The sequence below is a fragment of the Mycobacterium sp. 852002-40037_SCH5390672 genome (genome assembly GCF_001665875.1).
In the GTDB taxonomy this organism is placed as follows: domain Bacteria; phylum Actinomycetota; class Actinomycetes; order Mycobacteriales; family Mycobacteriaceae; genus Mycobacterium.
This window is the reverse complement of record NZ_LZTA01000097.1, coordinates 216,256-235,100: the sequence shown is the minus strand read 5'-3', so window position 1 is coordinate 235,100 and position 18,845 is coordinate 216,256. Positions and strand designations below refer to the sequence as shown.

Here is an 18,845-nt window from a genome sequence, read left to right as displayed (position 1 = left end):
ACTCCGTGTCCGGCGCGCTTGGGGTGGTCGGCGCGCCATCCTGTAAAGATGACAGGGTGCGCCACGATGACGTTTTCCGGCTGAATGAACCGCGCCGGGTCGCAGTGTTGGCCGTCCATACCTCACCACTGGCCCAGCCTGGTACCGGCGACGCGGGCGGCATGAACGTCTATGTGCTGCAAACCGCGCTGCACCTTGCGCGGCGTGGCATCGAGGTGGAGATCTTCACGCGGGCGACCGCGTCCGCCGATCCGCCGGTCGCGCGGGTGGCGCCCGGGGTGCTGGTCCGCAACGTGGTGGCGGGGCCGTTCGAGGGCCTGGACAAATACGATCTGCCCACCCAGCTGTGTGCGTTCGCGGCCGGGGTGTTGCGCGCCGAGGCCTCGCACGAGCCGGGCTATTACGACATCGTGCACTCGCACTATTGGCTTTCCGGGCAGGTCGGTTGGCTGGCGCGCGACCGTTGGGCGGTGCCGTTGGTGCATACCGCGCATACGCTTGCCGCGGTCAAGAATGCGGCGCTGGCCGACGGGGATTCGCCCGAGCCGCCGTTGCGTACGGTCGGCGAGCAGCAGGTTGTCGACGAGGCGGACCGTCTGATCGTCAACACCGATGACGAAGCCAACCAACTGATCTCGATTCACCATGCCGACCCGGCGAGGATCGACGTCGCCCATCCCGGAGTGGATCTCGACGTGTTTCGCCCCGGCGATCGCAGGGCCGCCCGGGCCGCATTGGGCCTCCCGATCGACGAAGACATCGTGGCGTTCGTCGGGCGGATCCAGCCGTTGAAGGCGCCCGACATCGTGTTGCGCGCCGCGGCAAAATTGCCCGGGGTGCGCATCGTCGTGGCTGGCGGACCCTCGGGGAGTGGCTTGGCATCTCCGGACGGATTGGCCCGTCTGGCAGGCGAACTCGGTATCACCGAGCGCGTGACGTTCCTGCCCCCGCAGTCGCGCCCGAATCTGGCGACGTTGTTCCAGGCGGCCAATCTGGTTGCGGTGCCCAGCTATTCGGAGTCGTTCGGTCTGGTCGCCCTCGAGGCGCAGGCCTGCGGGACGCCGGTGGCGGCGGCCGCGGTCGGCGGACTTCCGGTGGCCGTGCGGGACGGGGTGACCGGCACGCTGGTCGCCGGGCACGACGTCGAGCAGTGGGCCGATGCCCTGGGCCGGCTGCTGCGTTTGCCTGCGCCGCAAGCCGACGCGATGGCCCGCGCGGCCGCCGCGCATGCGGCCACGTTCTCCTGGGATCACACCACCGACGCGCTGTTGGCCAGCTATCGGCGCGCGATCCGCGAATACACCGCCGAGCGCCGCGGAGTGGGCGCATGACATCTTCCGCCGGCGACGATGCAGAGCGAAGCGATGCGGAGGAGCGGCGCATCGATTCCGCCGGCGACGATGCAGAGCGAAGCGATGCGGAGGAGCGGCGCATCAATGCCGCGACGGTGAGCCAGGTGATCGAGGACGCCCTGCAGGCCAGTGGGCTGAATTACTCGGAACATGCTGGGGCACACGGTGGTCCGCCCGGAGTGGTGGTGGAGCTGCCCGGCGAGCGCAAGCTCAAGACCAACACCATCCTCAGCGTCGGGGAGCATTCGGTGCGGGTCGAGGCCTTTGTGTGCCGCAAGCCCGACGAGAACCACGAAGGCGTCTACCGCTTTCTGCTCAAGCGCAACCGCCGCCTCTATGGCGTGGCCTACACGCTCGACAACGTCGGGGACATCTATCTGGTGGGCCGCATGTCGCTGGCATCGGTGGATGCCGACGAGCTCGACCGAGTGCTCGGGCAAGTGCTCGAAGCGGTGGATTCGGACTTCAACACGTTGCTGGAGTTGGGTTTTCGCTCGTCCATCCAGAAAGAGTGGGAGTGGCGGGTGTCTCGCGGTGAGTCGCTGAAGAACCTGGAGGCCTTCGCCCACCTGATCGACGAAGACGACGACGAATAGGGCCGTGAGAGACTAACCGGCATGGGTGACAACGCCACGCTGGTACTGCTTCGCCACGGCGAAAGCGAATGGAACTCGCTGAACCTCTTCACCGGTTGGGTCGACGTCGGCCTCACCGAAAAGGGCCGGACCGAAGCCGTGCGCAGTGGCGAGTTGCTGATCGAGAACAACCTGTTGCCCGACATCGTCTACACGTCGCTGCTGCGCCGGGCCATCTCCACCGCGCACCTGGCGCTGGACGCCGCCGACCGGCTGTGGATTCCAGTACGGCGCACCTGGCGGCTCAACGAACGCCATTACGGGGCGCTGCAGGGGCTGGACAAGGCCGAGACGAAGGCCCGCTACGGCGACGAGCAGTTCATGGCCTGGCGGCGCAGCTATGACACGCCGCCCCCGCCCATCGAGCAGGGCAGCACCTACAGCCAGGACACCGATCCCCGCTACGCCGACATCGGTGGCGGCCCGCTCACCGAATGCCTGGCCGACGTGGTCGTGCGCTTCCTGCCGTATTTCACCGACGTCATCGTCCCAGATCTGCGCAGCGGCAAGACGGTGCTCATCGTGGCGCACGGCAACTCACTGCGGGCCCTGGTCAAGCACCTCGACCAAGTGTCCGACGACGAGATCGCCGGATTGAACATCCCGACCGGCATCCCGCTGCGCTACGACCTGGACGCTGACCTGCGGCCCGTGGTGCCCGGCGGCACTTATCTCGACCCGGAGGCGGCCGCCGCCGGGGCCGCCGCGGTTGCCAGCCAGGGGCGCGGCTGAGCTGGGCGTGCCCGCGCGGTTGCGCGAGTTAAAGGCCGTTTAGCCAAACATCGCATGAACGGGAGCGGAACACCTGTTGCTTATGGTGTGACTTGTCCGATTTTGGCCTCGTTCCGCTAGGGCACCGTTCAGGAAGATTTGTAGGATTTGCTATGTGACTGTGTTCTCGGCGCTGTTGCTGGCCGGGGTTTTGTCCGCGCTGGCGCTGGCCGCAGGTGTACTGGTCGGGACCCGGCTGTCACCGCGGGCGGTGCAGCGCCGCCAGCGGGTCGGCACCGAATGGACCGGGATCACCGTCGCGCAGATGCTGCAACGCATCGTGGCGCTGATGCCGCTGGGCGCGGCGGTGGTGGACGCCCATCGTGACGTCGTCTACCTCAATGACCGGGCCAAGGAGCTTGGCCTCGTGCGGGACCGTCAGCTCGATGACCAGGCCTGGGAGGCGGCGCAACAGGCCTTGACCGGCGTCGACGTCGAATTCGACCTGCGGCCTGCGAAACGGCCAGGTGGCCGGTCCGGGCTCTCGGTGCACGGGCAAGCACGGTTGCTCAGCGAAGAAGACCGCCGGTTCGCCATCGTCTTCGCCCACGATCAGTCCGACTACGCGCGGATGGAAGCGACCAGGCGCGACTTCGTGGCCAACGTCAGCCACGAGCTCAAGACCCCGGTGGGCGCCATGGCCCTGCTCGCCGAGGCCCTGCTGGCCTCGTCCGACGACTCCGAAACCGTGCGGCGGTTCGCCGAGAAGGTGCTCGTCGAAGCCAACCGGCTGGGGGACATGGTTGCCGAGCTGATCGAGCTGTCGCGGCTACAGGGTGCCGAACGACTGCCCAACGTCATCGAGGTCGATGTCGATAAGGTTGTGAGCGAAGCCATTTCGCGCCACAAGGTGGGCGCCGACAACGCCGATATCGAGGTTCGTACTGACGCGCCCAGCGGTTTGCGGGTGCTGGGCGACGAAACGCTGCTGGTCACCGCCTTGGCCAACCTGGTGTCCAATGCCATCGCCTATTCGCCGCCGGGTTCGCCGGTGTCGATCAGCCGCCGCCGCCGCGGCGAGAACATCGAGATCGCGGTGACCGACCGCGGCATCGGGATCGCCCTGGAAGACCAGGAACGAGTTTTCGAGCGGTTCTTTCGAGGGGACAAGGCGCGCTCACGCGCCACCGGCGGCAGCGGGTTGGGCCTGGCCATCGTCAAGCACGTCGCGGCCAACCACAACGGCAGCATCGGCGTGTGGAGCAAGCCCGGAACCGGATCGACATTCACTCTTTCCATTCCGGCGGCAAGGGCGTCTCATCAAGACGATGACGAATCCGAGCAATCACAGGGCCGCGACGTGCGGCCCAACCGCTCACAACGAGAGGAAGAACTAAGTCGATGACCAGTGTGCTGATCGTGGAGGACGAGGAGTCGCTGGCCGATCCGCTGGCGTTCCTACTCCGCAAGGAAGGTTTCGAGGCCACCGTGGTGACCGACGGTTCGGCCGCGCTTGCCGAGTTCGATCGGGGCGGCGCAGATATCGTGCTGCTCGACTTGATGCTGCCCGGAATGTCGGGCACCGACGTCTGCAAGCAGCTGCGTGCGCGGTCCAGCGTGCCGGTGATCATGGTGACCGCCCGCGACAGCGAGATCGACAAGGTCGTGGGCCTGGAGCTGGGTGCCGATGACTATGTGACCAAGCCGTATTCGGCGCGTGAGTTGATCGCGCGGATCCGGGCGGTGCTGCGCCGCGGCGGTGACGACGATTCCGAGATCAGCGACGGCGTGCTCGAATCCGGCCCGGTGCGGATGGACGTCGAACGCCATGTCGTTTCGGTCAATGGCGATGCGATCACCTTGCCGCTCAAGGAGTTTGACCTCCTTGAGTATCTGATGCGCAACAGCGGGCGGGTGCTGACTCGCGGACAGTTGATCGACCGGGTGTGGGGCGCTGACTACGTCGGCGACACCAAGACGCTCGACGTCCACGTCAAGCGCCTGCGGTCTAAGATCGAAGCCGACCCGGCCAACCCAGTCCACCTGGTGACGGTGCGAGGGCTGGGCTACAAGCTCGAAGGCTAGCCCGACGGCTCCGCCGGCGGCGGCCTGCCGGTGTCGAAGACAGTCCGGTCATCGTCGTTGGCGCTCAACGTGATACGCCGATGCATGTCCGCTGTCATCGGTGGAAGATCATCAAGGTCGAACCACGCGGCGGCGGTGCTCTCGTCGTCGGCCGCAAAGGGCTCCCCTGATAGCCAGTCCATCTTGAACACGTGATCCAAATATTGGGCGTGATCACCGTTGGCGTGTACGGTCGGCCGGGTCACGTGCACCCATGCCAATCTGTTGGCCCGCGCGCTCACCCCGGCTTCTTCGCGCACTTCGCGGGCCGCGCAGTCGGCCGGATTCTCTCCGGGCTCCACGATCCCCGTCACGGCCGTCCAAGCGCCATTGTCGGATCGCTTGACCAGCAACACTTTTCGGTCGCGGATCGTGACAGCCGTAATGCCGGCCAACCACAACGGCGCGTGGCCGACGGCGCGACGAAGCTCGACGATGAAATCGGGGACCGGCACCCTGCTACTCGGCGATACGAGTCGCCGGGTGCACCGCGATAAGCCCTAACTTGCTGCGCCGCTTGCACATTGCGGCCAGTTCCGAATAAGCCTTTGCGCCCAGCAACTCGGTGAGTTCGTCGGCCAGGCTTTCCCACACCTGCTTGGCGCCGACGTGGGCGGCCGGATCGCCGGTGCAGTACCAGTGCAGATCGGCGCCACCGGAACCCCAACCGCGGCGGTCGTATTCGGTGACCCAGGTCTTGAGGATCTCGGTGCCGTCGGGCCGGGTCACCCACTCCTGGCTGCGACGGATCGGCAGTTGCCAGCAGACATCGGGCTTCATGGTCAGCGGCGGCACGCCCAGCTTGAGGGCCTTGCTGTGCAGCGCGCAGCCGACACCGCCGGGGAAACCCGGCCGGTTCAGGAAAATGCACGCGTCCTTGTGCTTGCGGGTGCGGTACTGCGGTTGGCCGTCATGCTCATCGAGCTCCAGATGGCCCTTGCGGCCCAACCCTTTTTCGCGAAACTGCCAGTCGGCGTCGGTCAGCTTCTTCACCGCATCGTCCAGGCGGGCGCGGTCGTCGTCGTCGGACAGGAACGCACCGTGCGAGCAGCACCCGTCGTCCGGGCGGCCCTCAACCGTGCCCCGGCAGGCCGGAGTGCCGAACACACACGTCCACCGGGAGAGCAGCCAGGTCAGGTCCGCCGCGATCAGGTGCTCGGCGTTGTCGGGGTCGTAGAACTCCACCCATTCGCGGGCGAAGTCCAGCTCGACCTCTTGTCCCGGTTCCGGGTGCGAATTCGCCACGCAGTCCACGTTAGACCACGATTCCGCCCATCCGAGCCGCTGACACTCGGGGCCTGTATGGCCGCAATCACGGGGGGTTTACCGGGTCGCGCAAAGCGCCGCCCGCGAGGCTTCGTTAGTTTGTTTACGTGCGATTGGGCGTTCTCGACGTGGGCAGCAACACGGTGCATCTGCTGGTGGTCGATGCCCACCGGGGTGGTCATCCGACGCCGATGAGTTCGACGAAAGCCACGCTGCGTCTGGCCGAGGCCACCGACAGCGCCGGCAAGATCACCAAACGCGGTGCCGAGAAACTGATCTCCACGATCGACGAATTCGCCAAGATCGCCGACAGTTCGGGGTGCGCGGAGATGATGGCCTTCGCCACCTCGGCGGTCCGGGACGCCGGCAACTCCGAGGACGTGCTGAGCCGGGTGCGCAAGGAGACCGGCGTCGAATTGCGGGTCCTGACCGGGGTCGATGAGTCGCGGCTGACCTTCCTGGCGGTGCGCCGCTGGTACGGGTGGAGCGCCGGTCGCATCATCAACCTCGACATCGGCGGCGGCTCGCTGGAGATGTCCAGCGGTGTGGACGAGGAGCCCGAGGTCGCGTTGTCACTGCCGCTGGGTGCCGGCCGGCTGACCCGCGAGTGGTTGCCCGACGATCCGCCCGGGCGGCGCCGGGTGGCGATGTTGCGGGATTGGCTGGACGCCGAGCTCGCCGAATCCAGCGTGAACATCCTGGAGGCGGGTAGTCCCGACCTGACGGTGGCGACGTCGAAGACTTTTCGCTCGTTGGCACGGCTCACCGGCGCGGCGCCGTCGGGCGCCGGGCCGCGGGTCAAAAGGACGCTTACAGCAAACGGCCTCAGGCAACTCATATCTTTCATCTCTAGGATGACGACCGCTGACCGGGCAGAACTGGAAGGAGTGAGCGCCGAGCGGGCACCGCAGATCGTTGCGGGCGCGTTGGTGGCGGAGGCAAGCATGCGAGCGCTGTCGATCGAATCCGTGGATATTTGCCCGTGGGCATTACGAGAAGGTCTCATCTTGCGCAAACTCGACAGCGAAGCCGACGGATCGGCCCTCATGGAGCCGTCGGTGCGTAATGCTGGAGGTCAGATAGTTGATCGGAATCAGCACCGATCGAGAGGCGACAAACCATGACCGGACCGCACTCCGAGACCGAGAGCCCCGGCACTCGGCCGATCTCGGTTGCCGAATTGCTGGCCAGGAACGGAACCATCGGCGCCCCGGCGGTCACCCGGCGGCGTCGCCGCCGGCGCGGCGACAGCGACTCGGTGACCGTCGCCGAACTGACCGGCGATATCCCGGTGGTCCGCGATGACGACGAGTCCGACCACGGCCCCACCGACACGATCGACGTTGCCGAACCGGCTCCACCCGCCAAACCTGCCCGGGACGTCGCCGCCGAGCGGGTAACCAGAGACGAGCCCGCCGCGCCCTACTGGTCCGAGCCCGAGCCGCGCTGGCCCAAGTCACCGCCGCAGCCCAGGCGGGCGCCGGGGCCCGAGCGCAGCGAATACCCGCGGCCGTTGCCCGACGCCGGCCCCTCGGGACGGTCGGGCTCGTTCTCCGATGGCGCCGGGCGGCCCGCACAAGGCCCCGGGGCCGAGGACATGAGCCCGGACCCGATGGACCACTACGCGGACCTTCCGGTGGACGTCATGGACTCCGAAGTGCGCGAGGCCGAACCGGCGCTGGAGGACTCCGCGTACGTCCGCTCGTTCCTGCACGCGGATTCGGCGCTGGACGAAGACGAGGATGCCCGGGGATCGTTGACCGCCGGAGTGCCCGGCGACGACGGACACCTCGATCTCGAGGACAGGCACCCCGGTGCGGGCCCGGATGCTCACCGGGAGCAGGGCAGATTCGACGCGCTGTGGCGCGGCGGCGTGGTCGTGCTGCAGTCGATGCTGGCCGTCGCGTTCGGCGGCGGGTTGTTCGTGGCCTTCGACCAGCTGTGGCGCTGGAACAGCCTGGTAGCGCTGGTGCTATCGGTGCTGGTCATCCTGGGTTTGGTGGCCGGGGTCCGGGTGGTCCGCAAAACCGAGGACATCGCCAGCACGTTGATCGCGGTCGCGGTGGGTGCGCTGATCACCCTGGGGCCCCTGGCGCTGTCGTTGCAGTCGGGCTAGCGGCACCGTAGACAGTGCGCCCAGCCATCAAAGTCGGCCTTTCCACGGCTTCGGTGTACCCGTTGCGGGCCGAGGCCGCCTTCGAGTACGCGGCCCGGCTCGGCTACGACGGGGTCGAGTTGATGGTGTGGGCCGAGTCGGTCAGCCAGGACGTCGCCGCCGTCGAGAAGCTGTCGCGGCAGTACCGCGTGCCGGTGTTGTCCGTGCACGCACCCTGCCTGCTGATCTCGCAGCGGGTGTGGGGCGCCAACCCGGTCCCCAAGCTGGATCGCAGCGTGCGCGCCGCCGAACAACTGGGCGCGCAGACCGTGGTCGTGCACCCGCCGTTTCGCTGGCAGCGGCGCTATGCCGAGGGTTTCACCGAGCAGGTGGCGAAGCTGGAAGCGTCGAGCGACGTGCTGATCGCGGTGGAGAACATGTTCCCGTTCCGGGCGGACCGGTTCTTCGGGGCCGGCCAGTCACTGGAAAGGATGCGCAAACGCGGCGGCGGCCCGGGCGCGGCGATTTCGGCGTTCGCGCCCTCCTACGACCCGCTCGACGGCGACCACGCGCACTACACGCTGGATCTGTCCCATACCGCGACCGCGGGCACCGACTCGCTCGACATGGCCCAGCGGATGGGAGCGGGGCTGGTGCATCTGCACCTGTGTGACGGCAACGGTCTGCCCGCCGACGAGCACCTGGTGCCCGGGCGCGGCACGCAACCCACCGCCGAGGTATGCCAGATGCTGGCCGGCGGCCATTTCGCCGGGCACGTCATCCTGGAGGTGTCCACGTCCAGTGCGCGTTCCGCCAATGAGCGCGAGGACATGCTCGCCGAATCGCTGCAGTTTGCCCGCACGCATCTGCTGCGCTGACCAAGCCAGGAGAAATCCACCCAACATGAGTGCGTTATTCACCGCCGCGATGACGTTGCGGGAGGTCGGTTCAGGCGTGTTTGAGGGCGAACTCGACAAGCGCTGGACCATCGGCCCCAAGGTGCACGGCGGCGCGATGCTGGCGCTGTGCGCCAACGCCGCCCGCACCGCCTGTGGCGGCCAGTCGGACGGGCAGAGATCGGTCCAGCAGCCGGTCGCGGTGTCGGCGAGCTTCCTGTGGGCGCCCGATCCGGGGCAAGTGCAGTTGGTGACGTCGATTCGCAAGCGGGGCCGCCGGATCAGCGTCGTCGACGTCGAGCTCAACCAGGGCGACCGGACCGCGGTGCACGCCGTGGTCAACCTCGGCGAGCCCGAGCACTTTCCTCCCCACGGTGCGGCCAGGCCGCTGCTGTCGGCCAACCCGGTGCTGGATCTGATGGCGCCCGAACCCCCCGACGACATCGAGCCGATCGGGCCCGGTCATCCGCTCGCCGGCCTCGTACACCTGGGGGAGGGCTGCGACGTGCGGCCGGTGCTGTCGACGATGCAGCCCCGCACCGACGGGCGCCCGCCGGTGATCCAGATGTGGGCGCGCCCCCGCGGTGTGGCTCCGGACGCGCTGTTTGCGCTCATGTGCGGCGATCTGTCGGCGCCGGTGACCTTCGCCGTGGACCGCACCGGTTGGGCGCCCACAATCCAGCTCACGGCCTTTCTGCGGGGCCTGCCGGCCGACGGCTGGCTGCGCATCATCGCGACCTGCACCGAGATCGGGCAGGACTGGTTCGACGAAGACCACACCGTCGTCGACAGCCTGGGACGCCTCGTGGTGCAGGCCCGCCAATTGGCCTTGGTCCCTGCCGCTCGCTAGTGCCTCGTGTCTGCGATGCTGTCCGGCATGGCAAGAATCGCGATCATCGGTGGCGGCAGCATCGGGGAGGCACTGCTGTCGGGTCTGCTGCGGGCGGGCCGGCAGGTCAAAGACCTGGTGGTGGTCGAGCGGGTTCCCGAACGCGCCAAGTATCTGGCCGACACCTATTCGGTGCTGATCAGCTCGGTGTCCGACGCGGTGGAGAACGCGTCGTTCGTGGTGGTCGCGGTGAAACCCGCTGATGTCGAGTCGGTGATGGCCGAGATCGCCCGCGCGGCGGGCGCCGCCGAGAGTGATACCGCCGAGCAGGTGTTCGTCACGGTCGCGGCCGGGATCACGATCACCTACTTCGAGTCCAAACTTCCGGCCGGGACGCCGGTGGTGCGGGCCATGCCGAACGCGGCGGCCCTGGTCGGCGCCGGGGTCACGGCCCTGGCCAAGGGGAGGTTCGTCACCGCGCCACAACTCGAGGGCGTCTCGGCCCTGTTCGACTCCGTCGGCGGCGTGCTGACAGTTCCGGAGGGCCAAATGGACGCCGTCACCGCGCTCTCGGGCTCCGGCCCGGCGTATTTCTTCCTACTGGTCGAGGCCCTGGTCGACGCCGGGGTCGCCGCGGGTCTGAGCCGCGAGGTGGCCGCCGACCTGACCGCGCAGACCATGGCCGGCTCTGCCGCGATGCTGCTGGAGCGCATGGACGCCGATCGGCGGCTGGGCGATGCCGAGACGCCGGGCCTGCGGGTGGACGCCACGGCAACGCAGCTGCGGGCGACCGTCACGTCGCCCGGCGGTACCACCGCGGCCGCCCTGCGCGAGCTGGAACGGGGGGGCCTGCGCGCGGCCGTTGACGCGGCCGTTCAGGCCGCCAAAATGCGCTCTGAGCAGCTAAGAATTACATCAGAGTAAGACAAGTTTTTTAAACTGATTGTCCCCCACCAGTACCAGTAACCCCATTAGTCCCGCTATTCTCCTCTTGTAAGCACGTGTGGGTGCCAGCGGAGGGGAAGCCGCTGGCATGCGCGTGCCTGACACGATTGGGTTGCGATGACGTCTAGTAACGGGCCATCAGCGCGAGATGCTGCAGGTAAACCACGGGACGCCAGTTCCGTTGACAGCCCGCAGGGCAGGACGCAGTTTCTCACCGTCGCGGAGGTAGCGGCGTTGATGCGGGTCTCCAAGATGACGGTGTACCGGTTGGTGCATAACGGCGAGCTGCCCGCGGTGCGGGTGGGCCGGTCCTTCCGGGTACACGCCAAGGCCGTCCACGACATGCTGGAAACGTCGTACTTCGACGCCGGCTGACCTGAAACGGTGCCGCTCGCGGGCGGCACCGTGGCTCTGCCGTTGCGCGGCGATCGGTCGACACCGGTTTGGTGTTCGGTGCGTTCCGCTGGGTAAAGTGTCCGGGTCCAATCTTTGAAGCAGGCCACGGTCAGATAGCGGAGTTCATGGGTTCAGTAATCAAGAAGCGGCGCAAGCGTATGTCGAAGAAGAAGCACCGCAAGCTGCTGCGTCGTACCCGGGTGCAGCGCAGAAAACTCGGCAAGTAACCCGTCCGCGGCATAGTGCCGCCATCTCGCCTGGCCGCTAGGCTGTTCGAGTGGATCCGTCGAATGGGGAGAACGCCGGGCCGGGTGACACCGCCGGCAACACGGTGCATTACCCCAAAATCGTGCTGGTCACTGGGGCCTGCCGGTTCCTGGGCGGCTACCTGACGGCTCGGCTCGCGCAGAACCCGATGATCAAGGGGGTCATCGCGGTGGATGCGATAGCCCCGAGCAAGGACATGCTGCGCCGCATGGGGCGCGCCGAGTTCGTCCGCGCCGACATTCGAAATCCCTTCATAGCCAAGGTGATTCGCAACGGCGACGTCGACACGGTGGTGCACGCGGCGGCCGCGTCGTACGCGCCGCGATCCGGCGGTACCGCGGCCTTGAAAGAGATCAACGTGATGGGCGCGATGCAGCTGTTCGCGGCCTGCCAGAAGGCCCCCTCGGTACGCCGGGTGGTGCTCAAGTCGACGTCTGAGGTGTACGGGTCGAGCGCTCACGATCCGGTGATGTTCACCGAGGACAGCACCAGCCGTCGACCCTTCCGCGACGGTTTCGCCAAGGACAGCCTCGATATCGAGGCCTACGCGCGCGGATTGGGGCGGCGCCGGCCCGACATCGCCGTGACGATCCTGCGGTTGGCCAACATGATCGGCCCGGCGATGGACACCACGCTGTCGCGTTATCTGGCCGGGCCTTTGGTGCCGACCATGTTCGGCCGCGACGCGCGATTGCAACTGCTGCACGAGCAGGATGCGCTGGGCGCGCTGGAGCGTGCGGCGATGGCCGGCAAGGCGGGAACGTTCAACATCGGCGCGGACGGAATCATCATGCTGTCGCAGGCAATCCGGCGGGCGGGCCGGATCCCTTTGCCCGTACCGGGTTTCGGCGTCTGGGCCCTGGATTCTCTACGGCGCGCGAATCGTTACAACGAGATCAGTCGTGATCAGTTTGATTACTTGAGTTATGGCCGCGTCATGGATACCAGCCGGATGCGCTCAGAACTTGGCTATCAACCGAAATGGACGACGGCGGAGGCCTTTGACGACTATGTGCGCGGCCGAAGCTTGACTCCCATTATCGACCCACATCGGGTACGCTCCTGGGAAGGTCGCGCCATATCCCTGGCTCAGCGCTGGGGGAGCCGAAATCCAATTCCGTGGGGTGGGGTCAGGTAGGAATCGTGGCGGGTGAAACCAGAGCGAATGTCATTCCACTGCACACTAATCGGGGTCGGGTAGCGGCGCGTCGGAGAGCCGATCAGCGAGCAGAGTCAGCTCGCCAACATCCTTCGTTACTGTCCGATCCGAACGGTCGCGCGTCGGCCGAGCAGATCGCCGCGGTGGTTCGCGAAATCGACGAGCACCGCCGCGCCGCGGGGGCCCCGTCCGCCGAAGCACCGCTGAACGACCTGGCGCAGCGCGTCGCCGCTGTCGCCGGATTCCTCCGCCAGCGGCTCACCGGCGATTACACCGTCGACGAGTTCGGCTTCGATCCGCACTTCAACAGCGCGATCGTGCGGCCGTTGCTGCGCCTGTTTTTCCGGTCCTGGTTCCGGGTCGAGGTGAGCGGCATCGAGAATCTGCCGAGCGACGGTGCCGCGCTGGTCGTCGCCAACCACGCCGGCGTGCTGCCATTCGACGGATTGATGCTGTCGGTGGCCGTCCACGACGAACACCCCGCGCATCGCGAGCTGCGGCTGCTCGCCGCCGACATGGTGTTCGACCTGCCCGTGGTGGGCGAGGCGGCCCGCAGGGCAGGCCACACCATGGCCTGCGCGACGGACGCGCACCGGTTGCTCGCCGCGGGCGAGCTCACCGCCGTGTTCCCTGAGGGCTACAAGGGGCTGGGCAAGCGCTTCGAGGACCGCTACCGGCTGCAGCGGTTCGGCCGTGGTGGATTCGTCACGGCGGCGCTGCGGACCAAGGCGCCGATCATTCCCTGCTCGATCATCGGGTCCGAAGAGATCTACCCGATGCTGACCGACGTCAAGCTGCTGGCACGGCTGTTCGGGCTGCCGTATTTCCCGATCACGCCGCTGTTCCCGCTGGCCGGACCCGTGGGCCTGGTGCCGCTGCCGTCGAAATGGCACATCGCGTTCGGTGCGCCGATCTATACCGACGACTACGCCGCGTCCGACGCCGACGACCCGATGGTCACCTTCGAGCTCACCGACCAGGTGCGCGAGACCATCCAGCAGACGCTGTACCGGCTGCTCGCCGGCCGTCGCAACATCTTCTTCGGCTGAGCCGCCCAGATCGGCGTAGCCGCGCAAAAGGAAACGCCACCGCGGAAATCCGCGATGGCGTTGACCTTTGAAGAAGCCGACTACTTGACCAGCGTGAACTGGCACACGTTCGTGTAGCCGTCGCGGAACAGGTCCGAGCAGCCCCGCAAGTACTTCAAGTAGATGTCGTAAGTTTCCTGTCCCTTCAGGGCAATCGCCTCGTCCTTGTGCGCCTCGAGGGCGTCCGCCCAGGCCGTCAGCGTCGGAACGTAGTTCTTGCCGATGAAGTGATGGCGCTCGATCTTGAAACCCGCGTCAGTCGAGTACTTGTCGACCAGGTCGACCTGAGGCAGCTTACCGCCCGGGTAGATCTCCTTCAGGATGAAACTGATGAACCGCAGCAAGGTCATGTTCACCTGCAACCCGAGTTTTTTGCCCTCCTCGGCACTGGGCACCACGATGCTGTGCAGCAACATCCGCCCATCGTCGGGCAGCAGGTCGTAGTACTTCTTGAAGAAGGTGGCGTAGCGCTCGTACCCAGCGTCGCCCGCTCCATCGGCGAAGTGCTCGAACGCGCCCAGCGACACGATGCGGTCGATCGGCTCGTCGGGGAATTCCTCCCAGCCCTGGATCCGCACCTCCTTGCGGCGGGGGCTGTCCATTTTTTCGAACTCGGCCACGCAGTGAGCGTGCTGGTTCTCGCTCAGCGTCAGGCCGATGACGTTGACGTCGTACTCCTGCACGGCGTGGCGCATCGTCGAGCCCCAGCCGCTACCGATGTCCAGCAGCGTCATGCCCGGCTCGAGGTTGAGCTTGTCCAGCGCGAGCTTGCGCTTGGCGTACTGGGCTTCTTCCAGCGTCTTGGTCAGATGCTGCGGGTCCGGATTCTCGTCGAAGTAGCCGCAGCTGTAGGTCATCGACGGATCAAGCCAAAGCTTGAAGAATTCGTTGGATTTGTCGTAGTGGGATCGGACCGCTTCGACCGGCGGTTTCAGTTGCGTACTTCCCGTTTCCCCCGGTACAGACATTTACAACGCCCCTAACTTTCCTGCGGATATGGATGCAACTGCCGCGGCGGTTGCTGCAACATCGGCTTCGTTTGTCGATTCTCCCAACATCGTGACGACACTGGTGACGATCGGCTTGCCGTCGGCGTCGGTCACTTCGCTGCGGATCTCCGCGAGCACCGTGCCGTGGGACTCAATTACCGAGTCGAGGTAAGTGTCGAAGTAAAGCCTATCGTGCGCCAGGATCGGCCGGTGGAACTTGAACTTCTGGTCGCGATGAATGACCCGGGCGATGTTGATCGGGATGCTGAACTTGGTGAAGATCTCCAGCTGCACACGGCGCCCGGCGATCGCGAGGAACGTCAGCGGCGCCACCATGTCGGAGTACCCAGCGTTCTCGGACTCACTCTCGTCGAAGTGCGCCGGATGGTCATCCTTGATCGCCATTGCGAACTCGCGGATCTTCTCGCGACCGACCTCGAAGTAATCCGGTGCGCGGTAATGGCTGCCGATGAGCCCTTCGGCTTCCTTGGGGACTGTCATGGCGCTATGCCCTCCGCTCGATTGTGTCTCAGCGGCGCAGCCTATCAGCGTGATTGCCGCCGAGAGGCCAGCGCAGCCAGCGCACCACCGGCTGCGCCCAGCGCCAACGCCGACGGCACCCCGATCCTGGCCGCCTTACGCGCGGTGCGGAAATCGCGAATCTCCCATCCACGCTCCCGGGCCAGCGCGCGCAGGCGGGCGTCGGGGTTGATGGCCACCGCAGTGCCCACCAGCGACAGCATCGGCACATCGTTATAGCTGTCCGAGTAGGCGGTGCAGCGCTTCAGGTTCAGCCCCTCGCGAATTGCCAGCGAGCGCACCGCGTGCGCCTTGCCGGTGCCGTGCAAGATGTCGCCGACCAGCCGGCCGGTGAAGACGCCGTCGACCGATTCCGCGACCGTGCCGAGCGCGCCGGTCAGGCCGAGCCGTCGCGCGATGGTCGCGGCGAGCTCGTAGGGGGTGGCGGTGATCAGCCACACCTGCTGGCCGGCATCGAGATGCATCTGGGTGAGCTCGCGCGTGCCGGGCCAGATCTTGTCGGCGATGATCTCGTCGTAGATCTCCTCGCCCAGGGTGATCAGCTGTTCGACCGATCGGCCCTCGATGAAGGCGAGCGCCTTGCGCCGTCCGGCGGCGACGTCGTTGCTGTTTTCTGTCCCGAGGATCTGGAACTTGGCCTGCGCGTAGATGAATCCGAGCACGTCGCGGTAGGTGAAGTAGTTACGCGTGGCCAGCCCGCGGCCGAAATGCACGGCCGAGGAGCCCTGCACGAGCGTGTTGTCCACGTCGAAGAAGGCGGCGGCGGTCAGGTCGATCGGGGGCTGCGGACGGTCCTGCGAGGCGGCGGCTTCCTGCATGCCCTCGATCGCGCGGGCGGCGCTGGCGTCCGCGGCCAGCGACTCCAGGTCAACGTAACCGGTGTGGTCCGCGTTGGCCGGCTCAGAGGAAGTCATCACCAAACCTCCTAGATCGCTGTGTTGCCTGGCGACCCAGCGGGTGCCCGATCTCCAACCCTATCGGGCAGATGCCGTGGGGGGCGTTGACGTGACCCGGGCTCACGAACGTGCCGCTAGCGTCACGTTCGACGCCGAGTGTGACACCAGCGTCACGCTGGGTCGAGGTACCCCGACCCGTTGGGGACACCGCTCGCCGGCGGCGCCATTTAGTCACGACCACATATTGAGATTCGTCGAGATTGCGCCGGTGTAGTTGCCGTGTGCGGTCGTGGCTACCTTTTCCAGTTGCGCCAGCGCTTGGCGCATCATCGCCTCGCCGCGAACCCAGTGCTGATGCGCCTCGGCATGCGCCGTGGCGGCTTCACCCGTCCACGATGCGTGCAAACGCGTGACGCGCGAATCGATTTCGGTGATCATGTCTTCGGCATAGCGTTGAAACGCTGCCATGCGCTGCACCGCGTCGGTCAGCGCCTGCGGATCCACCCGAAATGCCTCAGCCACCACGCACCGCCCGTTCCGCCTGTGCGGATCCGGCCTCGTTGCCCTGATATGCCCCGCTGGCCTGGCCCACCAGATGCGCCAGCATCGACAGCCCGAGCTCTACCTCGCGGGCACCCCGGTGCCACAGCTCCCACGCGGACCCATAGGCGGTCCCCGACGCGCCCTGCCAACCGCCCAACAGCTGACCCACCTGATCGTCCAGCTGGGACAGCTGGGCCGAAAGCTGCTCGGCCGCACCGCTGAGCGAGGCGGCAGCACCCTGCATCACGACAGGATCGACCCGCAGCGTTTCGTCGGCCATAGTCGGAACATAACGCCTGGTAGATAGCCCCACAAGTCACCGGTGCCACACTGGTGCCCATGACTGAGGCGACCGGCCGACCACAGGTGGAGCTGTTGACCCGCGACGGGTGCACCATCTGCGAGCGGGTACACGCACGGTTGGTCGAACTCGCCGCTGAATTGGGCTTCGAGTTGTCGATGACCGACGTCGACGCCGCCGCCGCCGAGGGCAACCCCGCGCTGCGGGCTGAGTTCGGCGACCGCCTGCCGGTGATCCTGCTCGAGGGGCGCGAACACAGCTACTGGGAGATTGACGAGCCCCGGCTGCGGGCCGATCTCGACCGCTGACCTGTCAGCGGATGCCCGGACGGCCTGCGCCGGGCAATTATTTGGTAGCCCAGCTGATAAACGTTTACCGTGGACAGCAGTTCAGTTACTGGAGGAAGCAAGGGAGCTGGCCAGGTGATGCTGCCGTGAGCGTCTTGCTCTTCGGGGTTTCGCACCGCAGTGCGCCGGTCTCCGTCCTGGAACAACTCAGCATCGACGAGTCCGATCAGGGCAAGATCGTCGATCGGGTGTTGCAGTCGCCGCTGGTGACCGAGGCGATGGTGCTGTCCACATGCAACCGGGTCGAGGTCTACGCGGTGGTGGACGCGTTCCACGGCGGGTTGGCGGTGATCGGGCAGGTGCTGTCGGAACAGTCCGGGATGTCGATGACCGACCTGACCAAATACGCGTACGTCCGGTACAGCGAGGCCGCCGTCGAGCATCTGTTCGCGGTCGCCAGCGGCCTGGATTCCGCTGTGATCGGCGAGCAGCAGGTGCTCGGTCAGGTCCGTCGCGCATACGCCAGCGCCGAGACCAATCGCACCGTCGGCCGGGTATTGCACGAGCTGGCCCAGCGCGCCCTGTCCGTGGGCAAGCGGGTGCATTCCGAAACCGCCATCGACGCCGCCGGCGCCTCGGTGGTGTCGGTCGCCCTGAACATGGCCGAACGCCGGCTCGGCGGGCTGTCGGGCAAGACCGCGGTCCTGGTCGGCGCCGGGGCGATGGGCGCGCTGGCCGCGGCGCATCTTTGTCGTGCCGGCGTCGAGCACATTCACGTAGTCAATCGGTCGCTGTCCCGGGGTCAGCGCCTGGTCCGCAAGATTCGTGACTCCGGTGTGGAGGCGAACGCCCTGCCGTTGGAGCGCCTGCCCGACACCCTGGCCGGTGCCGATGTCGTCGTCAGCTGTACCGGGGCGGTGACCCCGGTGGTCTCGCTGGCCGACGTGCACCACGCGCTGGCCGCAGCGCACCGCGACGAAGAGACGAACCCACTGGTGATCTGCGACCTGGGCATGCCGCGCGACGTCGATCCGGCGGTAGCCGGCCTGCCCGGGGTCTGGGTCGTCGACGTGGATCGCGTGCAGCATGAGCCCTCGGCCCACGCCGCGGCCGCGGACGTCGACGCCGCCCGCAACATCGTCGCCACCGAAGTTGCCGCGTACCTGGCCGGACAGCGGATGGCCGAGGTCACGCCGACGGTCACGGCGCTGCGCCAGCGAGCCGCCGACGTGGTCGAAGCGGAGCTGTTGCGCCTCGACAACCGGCTGCCCGGACTCGAGAGTGCCCAGCGCGACGAGGTGGCTCGCACCGTGCGGCGGGTGGTGGACAAGTTGCTCCACGCGCCGACCGTGCGGATCAAACAGCTCGCCAGCGCGCCCGGTGGTGACAGCTACGCCGAGGCGCTGCGCGAACTTTTCGAACTCGACCAAACCGCCGTCGATGCCGTGGCTGCAGGCGAATTGCCAGTCATCGCAAACGGATTCGACGCGGGTACTCCGCAGCAAACTGCCGAATAAGCGATTGGC

General features: G+C 66.8%; 23 protein-coding genes. 16 read left to right on the top strand and 7 right to left on the bottom strand.

Translation table 11 applies throughout. The annotated features are described in order from the left end of the window. The first annotated feature begins 56 nt into the window (after positions 1-56). From mshA to regX, 5 genes are all read left to right on the top strand, one after another. Positions 57-1,331 carry a D-inositol-3-phosphate glycosyltransferase gene (gene mshA / locus A5782_RS18220; RefSeq protein WP_067103102.1) on the top strand — a complete coding sequence of 425 codons (1,275 nt, stop codon included), beginning with the start codon at positions 57-59 and terminating at the stop codon, positions 1,329-1,331. Continuing rightward, positions 1,328-1,948, top strand: a complete 621-nt coding sequence (locus A5782_RS18215) for a YbjN domain-containing protein (protein ID WP_369815648.1) — start codon at positions 1,328-1,330, stop codon at positions 1,946-1,948. The genes mshA and A5782_RS18215 overlap by 4 nt, the downstream gene beginning before the upstream one ends. Before the next feature lie 21 nt (positions 1,949-1,969). Further along, entirely contained in the window at positions 1,970-2,719 is a 750-nt protein-coding gene (locus tag A5782_RS18210; RefSeq protein ID WP_067103100.1) for a phosphoglyceromutase, read from the top strand. A gap of 154 nt (positions 2,720-2,873) precedes the next feature. Then, the gene (locus tag A5782_RS18205) at positions 2,874-4,103 is read left to right on the top strand and encodes a cell wall metabolism sensor histidine kinase WalK (RefSeq protein ID WP_156624011.1); all 1,230 of its coding nucleotides are present in this window, start codon (positions 2,874-2,876) and stop codon (positions 4,101-4,103) included. Then, entirely contained in the window at positions 4,100-4,783 is a 684-nt protein-coding gene (gene regX / locus A5782_RS18200) for a two-component sensory transduction protein RegX (protein ID WP_067103096.1), read from the top strand. Before A5782_RS18205 ends, regX begins: the two co-directional genes overlap by 4 nt. Here the strand turns inward: regX and A5782_RS18195 are convergent. Next, positions 4,780-5,277 (bottom strand): NUDIX domain-containing protein, encoded by a 498-nt coding sequence (locus tag A5782_RS18195; RefSeq protein WP_067103094.1) that lies wholly within the window; start codon positions 5,275-5,277, stop codon positions 4,780-4,782. The two genes, regX and A5782_RS18195, sit on opposite strands and share 4 nt — an antisense overlap. 4 nt (positions 5,278-5,281) lie before the next feature. Further along, entirely contained in the window at positions 5,282-6,076 is a 795-nt protein-coding gene (locus tag A5782_RS18190) for a hypothetical protein (protein ID WP_067103092.1), read from the bottom strand. Between the two features lie 119 nt (positions 6,077-6,195). Between A5782_RS18190 and A5782_RS18185 the strand changes: the two genes are divergently transcribed. The 9 genes from A5782_RS18185 (at position 6,196) to A5782_RS18150 (ending at position 13,724) form a co-directional block, all read left to right on the top strand. Continuing rightward, on the top strand, positions 6,196-7,212 hold the full coding sequence (locus tag A5782_RS18185) for a Ppx/GppA phosphatase family protein (protein ID WP_067103090.1): 1,017 nt from the start codon (positions 6,196-6,198) through the stop codon (positions 7,210-7,212). Then, entirely contained in the window at positions 7,209-8,204 is a 996-nt protein-coding gene (locus tag A5782_RS18180) for a hypothetical protein (protein ID WP_067103088.1), read from the top strand. The genes A5782_RS18185 and A5782_RS18180 overlap by 4 nt, the downstream gene beginning before the upstream one ends. Before the next feature lie 14 nt (positions 8,205-8,218). Beyond that, entirely contained in the window at positions 8,219-9,061 is an 843-nt protein-coding gene (locus A5782_RS18175) for a sugar phosphate isomerase/epimerase (protein ID WP_067103086.1), read from the top strand. 25 nt (positions 9,062-9,086) lie between these two features. After that, a complete protein-coding gene (locus tag A5782_RS18170) occupies positions 9,087-9,929 on the top strand; it encodes a thioesterase family protein (protein WP_067103084.1) in 843 nt (280 codons plus the stop codon). Positions 9,930-9,956: 27 nt separating this feature from the next. Further along, the gene (gene proC / locus A5782_RS18165; protein ID WP_197694265.1) at positions 9,957-10,832 is read left to right on the top strand and encodes a pyrroline-5-carboxylate reductase; all 876 of its coding nucleotides are present in this window, start codon (positions 9,957-9,959) and stop codon (positions 10,830-10,832) included. Between the two features lie 138 nt (positions 10,833-10,970). After that, on the top strand, positions 10,971-11,228 hold the full coding sequence (locus A5782_RS18160) for a cell division/environmental response transcriptional regulator (RefSeq protein ID WP_067103082.1): 258 nt from the start codon (positions 10,971-10,973) through the stop codon (positions 11,226-11,228). Positions 11,229-11,374: 146 nt separating this feature from the next. Beyond that, positions 11,375-11,476, top strand: coding sequence for a 30S ribosomal protein bS22 (locus tag A5782_RS25680; protein ID WP_003402602.1), 102 nt, complete (start codon positions 11,375-11,377; stop codon positions 11,474-11,476). A gap of 50 nt (positions 11,477-11,526) precedes the next feature. Then, positions 11,527-12,654: an SDR family oxidoreductase gene (locus tag A5782_RS18155; RefSeq protein WP_067103080.1), complete on the top strand. Its 1,128-nt coding sequence runs from the start codon at positions 11,527-11,529 to the stop codon at positions 12,652-12,654. After that, positions 12,636-13,724 (top strand): lysophospholipid acyltransferase family protein, encoded by a 1,089-nt coding sequence (locus A5782_RS18150; RefSeq protein ID WP_197694264.1) that lies wholly within the window; start codon positions 12,636-12,638, stop codon positions 13,722-13,724. The genes A5782_RS18155 and A5782_RS18150 overlap by 19 nt, the downstream gene beginning before the upstream one ends. Positions 13,725-13,804: 80 nt before the next feature. On the opposite strand, the gene A5782_RS18145 is transcribed toward A5782_RS18150, so the two are convergent. The 5 genes from A5782_RS18145 to A5782_RS18125 form a co-directional block, all read right to left on the bottom strand. Next, the gene (locus A5782_RS18145; RefSeq protein WP_067103076.1) at positions 13,805-14,731 is read right to left on the bottom strand and encodes a cyclopropane mycolic acid synthase family methyltransferase; all 927 of its coding nucleotides are present in this window, start codon (positions 14,729-14,731) and stop codon (positions 13,805-13,807) included. Next, the gene (locus tag A5782_RS18140; protein ID WP_067103074.1) at positions 14,732-15,253 is read right to left on the bottom strand and encodes a MaoC family dehydratase N-terminal domain-containing protein; all 522 of its coding nucleotides are present in this window, start codon (positions 15,251-15,253) and stop codon (positions 14,732-14,734) included. A 44-nt stretch (positions 15,254-15,297) separates the two neighbouring features. Beyond that, positions 15,298-16,206 (bottom strand): HAD family phosphatase, encoded by a 909-nt coding sequence (locus tag A5782_RS18135; protein WP_067103072.1) that lies wholly within the window; start codon positions 16,204-16,206, stop codon positions 15,298-15,300. Positions 16,207-16,419: 213 nt separating this feature from the next. Next, entirely contained in the window at positions 16,420-16,710 is a 291-nt protein-coding gene (locus A5782_RS18130) for a WXG100 family type VII secretion target (RefSeq protein ID WP_067103175.1), read from the bottom strand. After that, a complete protein-coding gene (locus tag A5782_RS18125; protein ID WP_067103070.1) occupies positions 16,703-17,011 on the bottom strand; it encodes a WXG100 family type VII secretion target in 309 nt (102 codons plus the stop codon). Before A5782_RS18125 ends, A5782_RS18130 begins: the two co-directional genes overlap by 8 nt. Positions 17,012-17,070: 59 nt before the next feature. Here A5782_RS18125 and A5782_RS18120 point away from each other — a divergent pair, with 59 nt between their 5' ends. Both A5782_RS18120 and A5782_RS18115 read left to right on the top strand, forming a co-directional pair. Beyond that, entirely contained in the window at positions 17,071-17,340 is a 270-nt protein-coding gene (locus tag A5782_RS18120) for a glutaredoxin family protein (RefSeq protein ID WP_067103068.1), read from the top strand. Between the two features lie 125 nt (positions 17,341-17,465). Then, positions 17,466-18,836, top strand: coding sequence for a glutamyl-tRNA reductase (locus A5782_RS18115; RefSeq protein WP_067103066.1), 1,371 nt, complete (start codon positions 17,466-17,468; stop codon positions 18,834-18,836). Positions 18,837-18,845 lie beyond the last annotated feature (9 nt).